Source organism: Bradyrhizobium sacchari (assembly GCF_002068095.1).
GTDB lineage: Bacteria > Pseudomonadota > Alphaproteobacteria > Rhizobiales > Xanthobacteraceae > Bradyrhizobium > Bradyrhizobium sacchari.
The window spans coordinates 64,182-77,286 of the sequence record NZ_LWIG01000043.1; the positions used below are offsets into that span (position 1 = coordinate 64,182).

The following is a 13,105-nucleotide window of genomic DNA, read 5'->3' on the forward strand; positions in this document are numbered from 1 at the left end:
GCGCGCCGCTAGCGCGCCAGCACGATCGACACCTGGATCTGGCCGCGCGTGCGCAACACCTCCAGCGCGACGTCGTCGCCGTGGCGGCTGACGCGCAGATCCACGCTGGAATCGCCGAGGCGCAGGTCGCGCAGGATGACCTCGTTCAGGAACGCCGGCAGATGCGGATTGCGCAGCCGGATCTCGCCGCGCGCCACGTCGAATTCGATACCCAGCGCCGCCTCCAGCAGCGTGAACGGCGTCGCACTGGCCCAGGCCTGCGGCGCGCAGGCGACCGGATAGAGCGTCGGCCCGCGCCGCTTCTCGCGCCGGAAGCCGCAGAACAATTCGGGCAGCCGACGCAGATCCATATAGGTGGCGGCGTCGAACAGCCCCTTGAAGACATGCGCCACCGAATGCTTGAGGCCGTAGCGCGCGAGCCCGAGCGCGATCAGCGCGTTGTCGTGCGGCCAGATCGATCCGTCGTGATAGGACATCGGATTGTAGCGCACCTCGCCGACAGCGACAGTGCGGATGCCCCAGCCCGAGAAGAAATGCGGCCGCATCAGATCGGCGGCGACCAGACGCGCACGGTCCTCCCGGATCATGCCGCTGAACAGCACCTGCCCGGCATTGGAGGTCCGCACCTTGCAGGGCCGCTTCCTGCCGTCGAGGGCGAGGGCGTAGGTGCCGAGCTCCTCGCACCAGAACGCCTGCTCGAAGCGCTCGGCGAGCGCCTTGGCTTCGGCCTCGAACTTGCGCACGAGGTCCGGCTTGCCGAGCCGCAGCGCGCAGCGCGCCGCCAGCTGCTTCGCCATATAGACGTAGCCCTGCACCTCCGCGAGCGCGATATTGCCTTCCGCAAGCTGGCCGTCGGCGTGGAAGATCGCGTCGTAGGAATCCTTCCAGCCCTGGTTGGCCAGCCCCTTCTCAGTCGCGCGCTGGTATTCGACGAAGCCGTCCTGGTCGGGATCGCCGGGGCCGTCGATCCAGGCGAGCCCCGCCTCGATCGCGGGCCACAGTTCCATCAACGTTGTCTGGTCACCGGTGCGCTCGAAATAGCTTCCTGCGAGCAGCACGAACAGCGCGGTCGAATCGACACTGCCGTAATATTGCGCGAACGGCACCTCGCCCAGCGCCGCCATCTCGCCGCCGCGCATCTCGTGCAGGATCTTTCCGGGCGCGGCATCGGCCAGCGGATCGATCGCCTTGGCCTGGAAATGCGCGAGCCGTCTGAGCACGCCCTTGGCGACCCGCGGATCGACCCACAGCATCTGCAGCGCGGTGATCAGGCCGTCGCGCCCGAAGGTCGTCGAGTACCAGGGAATGCCGGCATAGGGATAGCGGCCCTGCGGCGTCTCCGTCATCAGCATGTTGAGGTCGGCCATGGCTTGGCACAGCACCTCGTTGAAGATGTTGTTGGAGGTCTCGATGCTGGCCGCGCCCATCGTTGATTGCCGCATCTCGCGGCGATGGGCGAGCAGGCCCCTGAAGAAGCGCGCCGGCTTCTCCGCGGGCGGCCGGTTGCAGGACGCCGCCACGAAAAGCGATTTCGACTGGTGCGGTTCCAGCTCGAGCTGCCAAGTGGCGGCATTGACGGAGAGCCGCGTCGGGCGCGGGTCGAAATGCAGGCCGGTGGTGCGCTCGCAATCGTCAAGACCGCGATATTCGAACAGCACGTCGGTCGGCCCGAGCAACCGGCTCGTACCCGTCCCGCGGCGCGGCCGCCGCTCGCCGCGAACCTCGAACAGATCGGCAAAGTCGTTGTCGAACAGCAGTGTCAGCTCGAAGCTGGCAGACCTGTCGCCGTGGTTCTGCACGCCGATGCGCTGATAGGCGGTGCCGCGCCACAGGAAGACCGTGCGCACGATGTGCAGCAGGTCCTTTTGCAGCACGAGGCTGCCCTCGCGGTAGATATCGGGATTGGTGAGATCGACAGTCAGCGCCGAATTGTCGTCGCGCAGGTTCGAGCCGAGCAGCAGGGGCTGGAGATCGTTGAGCACGAGCTCCAGCCGCGCCAGATAGCGCGTGTCGTAGTGAAAGAGCCCGTCCGGCCCGCCGGCCGAGGCGCCGATGTCGCCATGACTGTCGAGCACGATGAAGGTGTCGTCGTGCTTGAGCGAGCGTCGCGGCCGCGCCGACGGACCCGTCATCGGGATGTAGAACGGCTGCTCCGCGACCTGCTCCACCGTCCGTGCCACCGAGACGAATTTGGTGATGACTTCGGCTGCCATAAGCTGCTCCCCTGCGCTTGTTTCGAGACGCAACCAACGCGAACGCGACTGTCGGACCTACGCCGCGAATTTCGAGAGCCGGCTCATCTCCTGCGTCACCAGATCACGGTAGGGTCCGTGGCCCTGCATCAGGCGGTCGGGCGCGCCGTCCTCGATGATCCTGCCGGCCTTCAGCACCACCACGCGATCGAAATTGCGCAGCGTCGCGAGGCGATGCGCGATCGCGATCACGGTGCGGCCGCGCATCAGGCGTGTCAGGGCCTCGCGGATCGCCTCCTCCGACTCGCTGTCGAGCGCGGCGGTGGCCTCGTCGAGCAGCAGGATCGGCGCGTCCTTCAGAAACGCCCGCGCGATCGCGATGCGCTGGCGCTGTCCGCCGGACATCTTGACGCCGCGGTCGCCGACCATGGTGTCGAGGCCCTCGGGCAGGTTCTCGACGAAATCGCAGCGCGCCGCGATCGCGGCTCGCAGCACCTCGTCGTCCGTCGCGTTCGGCCGCCCATAGCGGATATTCTCGCGGATTGAGCGATGGAACAAGGAAATATCCTGCGGAACCACCGAGATCGCCTCGCGCAGGCTCAGCTGGGTCACCTTGGAGATGTCCTGGCCGTCGATGGTGACGCTGCCCTCGTCCGGATCGTAGAAGCGCTGCAGCAGCGTGAACAGCGTTGACTTGCCGCCGCCGGAGTGGCCGACCAGGCCGACGCGCTGGCCGGGCTGCAGCCGCAGGCTGAAGCGCTCGAAGATCTTCTCACCCCCGGGATAGCCGAAGGTGACGTTGTTGAACGCGATCGCGGCGCCGCTCTTGACCAGGGGTTCCGCCTCGGGATGGTCGCGCAATTCGTGGGGCACCAGAAGTGTCGCGATCGCCTCCGTCAGCCGCGCGACATGCTGGGTGACATCGACCAGCGCCACCGCCAGATCCCGCGTCGCATTGAGGATGGACAGGCCAAGCGTGCACACCAGCACGACGTCGCCAGTGGTCGCCTCGCCGCTCTGCCAGAGCGTGATGGCCCAGGCCATCAGCGCCACGGTCAGGAGAACCGTCACGGCGGCATGGGTCAGTCGGAGTTTCTCGAGATAGCGCAGGCTGCGGCCGCGCGCGGTGAGCTCGCGATTGACGGTCGCGTCGAACCGCTCGTGCTCGTGGCTGATGCCGCAAAAGGCGCGGACCAGGGGCATGTTGCTGATAACGTCGATCATCTCGCCGTCGACGACCGCGGCCTTGTCGGCGAAGTCGTCGTGCAGCGGCTTGCCGGCGGCGGCCAGGCGGAACATGGCGATCACCATGCCGCCGGCGACCACGATCAGGCCCAGCGCCATGTAGGGACTGACGGTTCCAATCAGCATGATTGCCGCAATTGTGGCAATGCACGGCGGCAGGACATTCCAGACGAACATGTTCTCGACCGTGAACACCGCGTTCGAGGTCGCGGTGATCCGGCTCGTCAGCATGCCGGGCATGCGATCGGAGAAATAGCTCGGCGCGTGTCCGGTCAGATGGCGAAAGATGTCGCGCCTGAGATCGCCGGTGACGCGGACGAAGGTGAAGCTGGCCGTCCAGCTCGCGATCCGCCACAGGAAGTTGTCGGCGGCGATCAGCGACATGAGCAGAATGAATGCCAGCCATACGCTGCCGCCATGCGATGTTCCCGCGGACAGACTATCGACCAGGGATTTGACGCCGTATTGCGTGCCCACGGAGCAGGCAACGGCTGCCACGACCGCGGTCAGGATCACCAGATGTGATGCGGGGCGGCGCCGGAGATAGCGCAAGACAAAGGCGAACGGCCTGCGCGCGTATCCAGAAAGTTGATCCATGTGATTACCCACCCCGTCGTGATGATACCAGTTTTTCTATTAGCCGACTGAACATCGACCGCTTCGCCTCGGTTCCCGGGCAACGTCATCACGACATGCGGATGCGGACGATGTGCGAAGATGTGATGGCAGCATCGCGACGACAGCCGACGTGTCGAATATGTAACGTTCGGGGGAAGGAACTTCGCAACTGCGGGAACGTTCCCTTGGCTGGCATAGCCGGTGCCGACGTGCTGGGGGTTTCAATGATCATGTTCGCAAAGGAGATGGCGAGATGCGCATCGCGCAGGTAGCTCCGTTGACGGAGGCTGTTCCACCCAAGCTGTATGGCGGCACCGAGCGGGTGGTGCATTGGTTGACGGAGGAGTTGGTGGCCCTCGGGCATGACGTGACGCTGTTCGCCAGCGGCGACTCGCAGACATCCGCGAAGCTCGATGCATTATGGCCGCGGGCCCTCCGCCTCGACGGTTCCGTGCGAGACCCCAACGCGCTGCACATGGTGCTCCTGGAGCGCGTGCGGCAAAAATGTGACGAGGAGGAGTTCGACTTCCTCCACTTCCATCTCGATTACTATCCGTGGTCGCTGTTCTACCGGCAGCCGACACCGTTCCTGACCACGCTGCACGGCCGGCTCGACCTGCCGGAGCACCAGCCCGTCTTCAATACCTTCTCGAAGATGCCGGTCATCTCGATCTCGAACGCGCAGCGGCGGCCGGTGCCGCAGGCGAACTGGGTGACGACGATTCACCACGGCCTGCCGGAAAACCTGCTGACACCGAAACCTGTGAAGCAGGAATATCTCGCCGTGCTCGGCCGCATCGCGCCGGAGAAAGGCGTCGATCGCGCCATCAAGATCGCAACCCATTGCGGCATCCCGCTGAAGATCGCGGCCAAGGTCGATCGTGCCGACCAGGACTATTATGACGAGCTGATCAAGCCGATGATCGAGAACAATCCGCTGGTGGAGTTCATCGGTGAGATCGGCGATCACGAAAAGTCCGACTTCCTGAGCGGCGCGCTCGCACTTCTGCTGCCGATCGATTGGCCGGAGCCGTTCGGGCTCGTGATGATCGAGGCCATGGCCTGCGGAACGCCGGTGATCGCCTTCAACCGCGGCTCCGTGCCTGAAATCATCGACGAGGGCCTGACCGGCTTCGTGGTCGAGGACGTCATCAGCGCCGCCGGCGTCGTCAAGCGGCTTCCGCAACTGAGCCGCGCCGCGATCCGCAAGCAGTTCGAGACGCGCTTCACCGCGCGGCGGATGGCACTGGACTATCTCGCCGCCTATCGCAGCCTGACCGAAGAGCAAGCGCCGCGGATCAAGCTGGTGAGCAGCGCGGAGTAAGTAGACCCACCAAAGGTGTCGTCCCGGCCTAGTGCGCAATTGCGCACTGGGGGCTGGGACGACACCGAGTGTGTTGCGCCCTACTCCATCAACTCGTCATTGCGAGCGCAGCGAAGCAATCCAGACCCGTCTCCCCGGAACGACTCTGGATTGCTTCGCTGCGCTCGCAATGACGGAAAGCGATCCCTACCCCACCACCCCCCGCTTCGGCTCCACAATCTCGAACATCCTCGGAAACTCGTCCATCAGGCCCATCAGCTCGGCAAGCTTCATCGGATTGCCGGACAGCTTGACCTTCCCCGCAGCCACCGCTTCCGGAAAGCTCGTCAACTTCGCGATCACCTCGTCCAGCGTCGCGCGCGCCAGCGTGAAGCTGGCATCCGCGCCGTCGGCCTGCACGCCCTCAATATAGGTCAGCGCCGAGTTCTCCAGGTTGAGCACGAAGGTCTCGCCGGTGTCGGAAAAGCTCCAGTTCAGCACGATGTGCTTGCCTTCGGCCTTGGGGCCGTTGAGGCGGATGCCGAGCACGTCCCAGAGCTGCGAGGTGCGCAGTGCCGCCAGCGTCTCGCGCGGCATCGGCGGGCGCGGCGGAGTCTTCGGCATGCCCTGGCGCAGCTCCTGCGCGCCGAACAGATAGGCGTTGCGCCAGGTCGAGCTCTCGGCGGCATAGCCGAGCTGCTCCAGCGTGTCGGCCAGCAGGTGACGCGCCGCCGCATTGTCGGGCTCGGCGAAGACGAGATGGCCGAGCGCCTGCGCGACGAAGCGGAATTCGCCCTTGTCAAAATCCGCGCGCGCCCGCGCGAGGATGGCGTCCGCGCCGCCCATATACTCGACGTATTTCCTGCCCGACTCCACCGGCGACAGCGGATCGAGATTGACCGGGTTGGCGTCGTACCAGCCGAGATATTTCTGATAGATCGCCTTCACGTTGTGCCGGATGTGCCCGTAATAGCCGCGGCCGTGCCACGCGCCCACGAGGCTCTTCGGCAGCTGGATCGTCTCGGCGATCTCGGCGGCGTTGAGGCCATGGTTCATCAGACGGATGGTCTGGTCATGCGCGAACTTGTAGAGGTCGCGCTGCTGGCGGATCATCGTGCCGATGCGCTCGCGTCCCCACACCGGCCAGTGGTGCTGGCCACACATGGCCTCGGCCTTGCCGTCCCACAGCCGCAAGGCCTCGCCCAGGTATTTCGACCACGCCAGCGCGTCGCGCACGTCGGCGCCGCGGAACGGCAGCAGATTGTGGAAATTGTGCGTGCAGTTCTCGGCGAGGTTCAGGAGCTTGTAGCGCGGGATGAAGAAATGCATCTCCGCCGGCGCTTCGCTGTTCGGAGCCATCTGGAATTCGAATTCGACGCCGTCGATCACGCGCCTGTCGCCGGTCGCCATGATCAGGTCTGTCGGTCGCAGCAGCGCAACGCCCCCTGCTGCCATCGACTTGCCGAGCCCGTTGTCGACCTGCCCTCGCGTCCCCTTGGCGAGGAACGGGCCGAACTGATATTGCGCCCGCCGCAGCATCGCGGGACCTGCGATGATGTTCTCGGAGACGGCATGCTCCATGAACAGGTTCGGCGCGAGGATCGGCACAGCGCCGGTCGCCAGCGCATCCTCCTCCAGCACGCCGCGCGCGCCGCCCCAGTGATCGGTGTGGGTGTGGGTGAAGATGACGGCCGCGACCGGCTTCAGGCCCCGATGCCTGAAGTAAAGATCGAGCGCGGCGCGCGCCCCCTCGATCGAGGTCAGCGTGTCCACGACGATGACGCCGCTGTCGCCCTCGATCAGCGTCATGTTGGCGATGTCGAGCCCGCGCACCTGGTAGACGCCGGGCACCACCTCGAACAGCCCATGGTGCATGTTGAGCCGCGCCTGCCGCCACAGGCTCGGATTCACCGTCGGCGGCGCCTGCTCGACCGAGAGAAAGCCATAGGGCTTCAGGCTCCAGACCGTCCGCCCTTGCGGGTTCGTGATCTCCGCGTTCTCGATCGTGCCGAGGAAGCCGCGCGCAGCATCGTCGAAATCCCGCGTGTCGGAAAACGGCAGCGCATTCAGCATGGAATCATGCTGCGCGATGACGGACGGCGCTGCGTCCTTGGGCTCCCTGGAAATCTCGGTCATCGACTGGCTCCTTCCCCGCTCTGGTTGGAACCATCTAAGCGCATCTCAAGGCCGATTGCCATTGCGGGCGCCGGCCCCTCAATGCATCCCCAGCACCCGTGGGAGCCACAGCGTCAGATCCGGCCAGTAGGTCACGATGACGAGGAAGCCGAGCATGGTGATCAGCCACGGCATCACCGCGACCGCGAGATCCGTGATCCGCATTCGCGCGATCATGGACGCGACATAGAGGTTGAGGCCGACAGGCGGATGGCAGAGGCCGACCTCCATGTTGACGTCCATGACGATGCCGAAATGCACGAGGTCGATGCCGAGCTTCTTGGCCGCCGGCGCCAGGATCGGCGCCATGATCAGGATGATCGAGTTCGGCTCCATGAAGTTGCCGGCGAGCAGCAAGAGGATGTTGACCACCAGCAGGAAGCCGACCCAGCCGAGATTCTGCGCCGCGATCCAGTCGGCGAGCGTCGCCGGCAAATTCTCGTTCGACAGCACGAAGGAGAACAGCACCGCATTGGTGACGATGTAGAGCAGCATCGCGCTGGTGTTGGCGGCCCGCAGCAGCACCCGCGGCACGTCGGCCATCTTGATCGCCTTGTAGACGAACACGGCGATGATGAAGGAATAGACCGCCGCCATCGCAGCCGCCTCGGTGGCGGTGAACAAGCCGCTGTAGATGCCGCCAATGATGATGACGACCAGCATCAAGCCCCAGACGCTCTCGCGGAAGGTGCGGACGGTCTCGGCCCAGCTCGCCTTGGCGAGGCGCGGATAGTCGCGCTGGCGGGCGATCCACCAAGTGACGATGCAAAGCATCGTCGTCAGCATGATGCCGGGCAAGAGCCCAGCGACGAACAGCGCGCCGATCGAGGTGTTGGTGGAAACCGCGTAGACGATCTTCGGGATCGAGGGCAGCATCAGGATGCCGAGCGAGCCCGCCACCGTGATGATGCCGGCGCCGAAGCGCATGGGATAGCCGTGCCGGACCATCTCGGGCAGCACGATGGCGCCGATCGCGGCCACCGTCGCGACGCTCGAGCCGCACACCAGCGCGAACATGGCGCAGGCGACGATGCCGGCGAGCCCAAGGCCGCCATACCAATGGCCGATCAGCGAGGTCGCGAAATTGATCATGCGGCGCGCGACGCCGCCATGGGTCAGGAAGTTGCCGGCGAGGATGAAGAACGGGATCGCCATGATCTCGAAGCCCTCGATGCCCGTGAAGAGCTTCATCGAGACCGCCTCGATCGGCACCGCGGTCAGCGTGAACAGGAACGTCATCACGGTGAGGCCGAGCGCGATCGAGACCGGGATGCCGGTCAGCATCAGCGCGATCAGCAGCGCAAACACGGTGGCGGCGCGCATCCAGTGCGGCAGCACCACGACGCCGAATTTCTCGGCGAGGCACATCGCGAAGATCAGGACCGGCGCCATGATCAGGATGACGCCGAGCGGAGACATTTTTCGCGCGGCGGCTTTCGTTGCCGCGCCGGCCGGCTGCGGATGCAGCGCGGGCGACGCGTCCGCCTGCACGCCCTCGACATGGGTCTCGTCATGGTGCGGCAGCTCACCGGTCCAGTAGTAGAACCAGCAGACCTGAAGGAAGCGGAAGCACATCAGGCCGGAGCCGAGCGGGATCGCGAGGTAGACGAACCACATCGGCGCTTCCAGATCGTTGGACTGCTGCCCGGTGTGAAACATCTCGCGCACGAAGGAGGCGCCGAAGGCGGCGATCATGCCGGTGAAGAGCGCACCGCACAGCAGCGCGAACAGGATCACATGCTTGCGCGAATGTTCGGGCAGGCGGTTGACGAGCAGGTCGACGCCGACATGGATGCCGGTGCGCACGCCATAGGCCGCGCCGAACTTCGCCATCCAGATGAACATGTAGATGCAGAGCTCCTGCGCCCAGGACAGGTCGAGCTCGGACAGGAAGGTGAACACCGCCATCGCCAGCGACGCCAGCCAAGTCATCCCGTGCGCGGCCGCCCACCTGGAGAGCGCGATCGATTCGCCCGCGCCATAGCGGTGCACGACAGCGATGAAGATCAGGCCGGTTGCAGCCGCAATCAGCGTCGCGATCAACCACTCTTCGAGATGGTTGAGCGCCTGGTTCAGCACGCGAAGCAAATCAAGGTCCCCCTATCGATACGAAACGGCCGGAAGTGCTTGCACTCCCGACCGTTGGTATTGTCCTCTCCGGAAACCGCGTCAGTTCATCTTGACGTCGAGTTCCTTGGCAACGAGATCGAGCACTTCCTGCCCGACGCGGCCCTTTGCCCATTTGTAGGTCGGCTGCATCGCCTCCTGCCACGCCTTGCGGTCGGCATCGGTCAGGTAATGCAGCGTGGTCTTGCCCGTCTTCTTGATCTCGACCAGCGCATCCTCGTTCTCCTGATGCGCGATCAGATTGGTGTAGTCGGTCGCCTCATTCATCGCCTTGTCGAGCTGGGCGCGGATGTCGGGCGGCAGGCCCGACCAGAACTTCGCGTTGACGATCACGGCATATTGCAGATGCGCGTGATAGGATACGGTGATGTCCTTCTGCACCTCGTAGAACTTCTGCGTCAGATAGTTCGAGGCGGTGTTCTCGCAGCCGTCGACGACGCCGGTCTGCAGCGCCTGGTAGACTTCGGAGAACGCCATGATCTGCGGGATCGAGCCGAGCAGGCGGAAATACTGGTCGGCGATCTTCGATCCGGAGATGCGGAACTTGAGGCCCTTGAAATCCTCCGGCTTGGTTAGCGCACGGTTCGACGACACCATGTGGAAGCCGTTGTCCCAGTAAGCGAGCCCGGTGATGCCCTTCGCTTCGAGTTTCTGGAACAGCCACTTGCCGACCGTGCCCTTCATCGCGCTGGAATAGGTCGCATCGTCCTTGAACAGCCAGGGCAGATCGAGCGCCTCGAATTCCTTGATGCCGAGCGGCGCGAATTTCGCGGTCGAGGGTGCCAGCATCTGCACCGAGCCGAGCTGAAGCGCCTCGATCTCCTCCTTGTCCTTGTAGAGAGAAGAGTTCGGATAGACCTCGATCTTGACCTTGCCGTCGGTGTACTTCTCGGCGAGCTCCTTGAACTTCAGCGCGCCCTTGCCCTTCGGAGTGTCATTGGCGACGACGTGGCTGAACTTGATGACGATGGGGCTCTGGGCCTGGGCGAGCGCGGGGGCCATGAGGACAGTCGCGGCGGCGACCGCAAGAAGCAGCTTGCGCATGAAGGTACCTCCCAACAACCTCTAAAACCGGGTCTTTTTGTTTTGCAGTCCAGTTTTGACGTCAGTAGTGGCAGCTATCCGCCACCCGAACAACTAGACCTAAGCCCAATTCGCCGCAGCCAAGCTATCTTGACGACTGTTGCTGACGCAACCCGGCATCCGCTGCCGTCCCCGGCAGCGAGCGGTTATGTCGCATCGCGGCAATGCGATCAGCCTCTGCGCTGGGCAACCATGAACAGGCGCCGGAACGGGAACAGCGTCTGCCCCGCCGCATTCTTCGGATACGCCTTCGCGACGCGCATCCCATAGGCCGCCTCGAAAGCGGCCTTCTCCTCGCCCTGCAGGATGTCCAGATAGCGCGTCAGCCAGGTGCCTTTGGTCCATTCCTTCACGGGGTTCTCGCCTTCCAGCACCTGGAGATATTCGGTCTCCCAGATGTCGACATTGGCGGACATCGGAGCAAGCAGATCATGATAGAAGGCCGGCCCTTCGACCGGCGGCGGGGTGACGAGATGCTCGACCTTCGACCGCCAGGGACCGTCGAGCGCAGTCTCGCCGATCAGCACGTGTGAGGGCGCCAGAAAGTTGCGCGGCATCTGCACCGCAAGCACGCCGCCGGGCGCGACCTTCTCCATCACCGAGGGAAACAGTGCTGCATGATTGGGCAGCCAGTGCAGTGCGGCATTGGAATAGACGACGTCATATTGCTTCCCCGGACGCCAATGGCCGAGATCCTCGTGGGACCATTCCACGTCGGGCGCGGCCTTGCGGCCGGCGGCGACCATCTCGGCCGAGCCCTCGACGCCAGTCACCGCTGCGTCCGGCCAGCGCTCCCCGATCAGCTTCGTCACGTTGCCGGCGCCCGCGCCGAGATCGGCGATCGCGCGCGGGCCAAGATCCGGAATCCGCATCAGCAGGTCGACGGCAGGCCGGAGCCGGTGGCCTGAGAATTTCAGATATTGCTGCGGATCCCAGACCATCAAAGACGCCTTTTCATGTTTCCTTCACCGTCGCTCTTGGTTACCACTGCTCGTCCCGCCGAGGCAATTCGCAAAGCCGGTGGGACGGGCAGGAAGCGAACGGCAACAAGCAATCAAGAGAGCGTGTCACCATGGACCTCGGGCTCACATCGAAAACCGCCGTCGTCACCGGCGCGAGCATCGGCATCGGCCGCGCCATCGCCAAGGGCCTTGCTGCCGAAGGCGTGCGCGTCATCGGCGTGGCGCGGCGCACCGACCTGCTCAACGAGCTGGTGAGGGAAGCAGGCTCCGGTCTGATCACGCCGTTCGCGCAGGACGTGATGGCGAAGGACGCCGCGGAGAGGATCGCAGCCTTCGCGGCGAAGGAGCTCGGCCACGTCGACATCCTCATTAACAATGCCGGCGGCAGCCGTCCCCTGCCCGTCGATGCGCCCGACAGCAAATGGGACGAGGCGATCGCGCTGAACTTCACCAGCTACCGCCGCATCGCCCATGCGCTGCTGCCGCAGATGATCGAACGCAAATGGGGCCGCATCGTCAACATCACCGGCAAGTCCGAGCCGGAAGGCCTCAACGCCGCCTTCGCGGCGAAGGCCGCCGTGCACGCCTGGGCCAAGGGCCTGTCGCGCGAGATCGGCGAGCACGGCATCACCATCAACTGCATTCCGCCCGGCCGCATCATGAGCGAGCAGATCCGCCGCAACTATCCGCCGGATTATCGCGAGCGCTTTGCGGAGGAAGAGATCCCGGTCGGTTATTGGGGCGAGCCGGAAGACCTCGCCGCGCTCGCGGTGTTTCTGGCATCGCCGGTGGCGCGCTACATCACCGGCACGGTGATCCCGGTGGATGGGGGCTTGCGGAGGTATCAGTTCTGAGGCTTCACCCTCGCCGCGCACGCGCTACGCCCCCTCGCCCCGCTCCCGCGGGAGAGGGGGACTGCATCCCCTCGCCCAGAAACCGCGCGTACGAATTCCGGCCTTCTCCGCAAGCGGAGAGAGACGGAATACCGCGAAGGCGAGCCACCTCAAGCTCTGCTCTCCGAGCGGACGGCGTCCCTTTGCCCAACGAGTCGGTGTCGACAAATGACATGTGGCACTTTCAGAGAAAACGGACCAGCGCGACCACAGTCGCTCCAAACGGTTGTTATTTTTTGCTCACGACTCTTTCGATATGTGCGGTGAGCGCGTCGAGAAAAATCCTCGTCTTCAGAGGCAGGTGACGTGCGCTGGGGTAAAGACCGACCACCGGCGCCTCTCCGCCATGCCAGTCCGGGAGCACGCGCTCTAGGCTGCCGACGGCAAGGTCTGCGGCCACATCGACCTCGGACTTCAGCATGATGCCATGACCGGCAAGCGCCCACTCGTGGACGACGTCGCCGTCGTCGATGCGCAGACGTGCGGATGCCGACAGACTTGCGGCGG

Annotated in this window: 9 protein-coding genes and 1 pseudogene; 2 read left to right on the forward strand and 8 right to left on the reverse strand. The window is 64.6% G+C overall.

The window, feature by feature from the left end:
* Positions 1–8: 8 nt before the first annotated feature.
* Positions 9–2,213, reverse strand: a complete 2,205-nt coding sequence (locus tag A5906_RS30940; protein ID WP_080138970.1) for an amylo-alpha-1,6-glucosidase — start codon at positions 2,211–2,213, stop codon at positions 9–11.
* Between the two features lie 57 nt (positions 2,214–2,270).
* Positions 2,271–4,034 carry an ABC transporter ATP-binding protein gene (locus A5906_RS30945; protein ID WP_080138971.1) on the reverse strand — a complete coding sequence of 588 codons (1,764 nt, stop codon included), beginning with the start codon at positions 4,032–4,034 and terminating at the stop codon, positions 2,271–2,273.
* A 274-nt stretch (positions 4,035–4,308) separates the two neighbouring features.
* Here A5906_RS30945 and A5906_RS30950 point away from each other — a divergent pair, with 274 nt between their 5' ends.
* Positions 4,309–5,379 (forward strand): glycosyltransferase family 4 protein, encoded by a 1,071-nt coding sequence (locus A5906_RS30950; RefSeq protein WP_080138972.1) that lies wholly within the window; start codon positions 4,309–4,311, stop codon positions 5,377–5,379.
* Between the two features lie 186 nt (positions 5,380–5,565).
* Here the strand turns inward: A5906_RS30950 and A5906_RS30955 are convergent, their stop codons facing one another.
* The 5 genes and pseudogenes from A5906_RS30955 to A5906_RS30970 form a co-directional block, all read right to left on the reverse strand.
* A complete protein-coding gene (locus A5906_RS30955; protein ID WP_080138973.1) occupies positions 5,566–7,494 on the reverse strand; it encodes an alkyl/aryl-sulfatase in 1,929 nt (642 codons plus the stop codon).
* A gap of 78 nt (positions 7,495–7,572) precedes the next feature.
* Complete coding sequence (locus tag A5906_RS46235) at positions 7,573–8,856, reverse strand: TRAP transporter large permease (RefSeq protein ID WP_347337625.1); 1,284 nt, start codon at positions 8,854–8,856, stop codon at positions 7,573–7,575.
* Between the two features lie 243 nt (positions 8,857–9,099).
* Positions 9,100–9,465, reverse strand: a pseudogene (locus A5906_RS46240) (TRAP transporter small permease); the annotation flags it as partial.
* Between the two features lie 237 nt (positions 9,466–9,702).
* Positions 9,703–10,704, reverse strand: coding sequence for a DctP family TRAP transporter solute-binding subunit (locus A5906_RS30965; protein ID WP_080138975.1), 1,002 nt, complete (start codon positions 10,702–10,704; stop codon positions 9,703–9,705).
* 209 nt (positions 10,705–10,913) lie between these two features.
* Positions 10,914–11,684 (reverse strand): methyltransferase domain-containing protein, encoded by a 771-nt coding sequence (locus tag A5906_RS30970; RefSeq protein WP_080138976.1) that lies wholly within the window; start codon positions 11,682–11,684, stop codon positions 10,914–10,916.
* 131 nt (positions 11,685–11,815) lie between these two features.
* Here A5906_RS30970 and A5906_RS30975 point away from each other — a divergent pair, with 131 nt between their 5' ends.
* Positions 11,816–12,559, forward strand: a complete 744-nt coding sequence (locus A5906_RS30975) for an SDR family NAD(P)-dependent oxidoreductase (protein WP_080138977.1) — start codon at positions 11,816–11,818, stop codon at positions 12,557–12,559.
* Positions 12,560–12,827: 268 nt separating this feature from the next.
* Here the strand turns inward: A5906_RS30975 and A5906_RS30980 are convergent.
* A partial coding sequence (locus A5906_RS30980; RefSeq protein ID WP_245326989.1) for a LysR substrate-binding domain-containing protein occupies positions 12,828–13,105 on the reverse strand: 278 nt, incomplete at its 5' end.

Bases quoted from the DNA above. Each gene is read 5' to 3' on its own strand.
- A5906_RS30940 (WP_080138970.1), bottom strand. From the start codon at position 2,213: ATGGCAGCCGAAGTCATCACCAAATTCGTCTCGGTGGCACGGACGGTG.
- A5906_RS30955 (WP_080138973.1), bottom strand. From the start codon at position 7,494: ATGACCGAGATTTCCAGGGAGCCCAAGGACGCAGCGCCGTCCGTCATC.
- A5906_RS30970 (WP_080138976.1), bottom strand. From the start codon at position 11,684: ATGGTCTGGGATCCGCAGCAATATCTGAAATTCTCAGGCCACCGGCTC.
- A5906_RS30975 (WP_080138977.1), top strand. From the start codon at position 11,816: ATGGACCTCGGGCTCACATCGAAAACCGCCGTCGTCACCGGCGCGAGC.
- A5906_RS46235 (WP_347337625.1), bottom strand. From the start codon at position 8,856: ATGCGCGCCGCCACCGTGTTTGCGCTGCTGATCGCGCTGATGCTGACC.
- A5906_RS30945 (WP_080138971.1), bottom strand. From the start codon at position 4,034: ATGGATCAACTTTCTGGATACGCGCGCAGGCCGTTCGCCTTTGTCTTG.
- A5906_RS30965 (WP_080138975.1), bottom strand. From the start codon at position 10,704: ATGCGCAAGCTGCTTCTTGCGGTCGCCGCCGCGACTGTCCTCATGGCC.
- A5906_RS30950 (WP_080138972.1), top strand. From the start codon at position 4,309: ATGCGCATCGCGCAGGTAGCTCCGTTGACGGAGGCTGTTCCACCCAAG.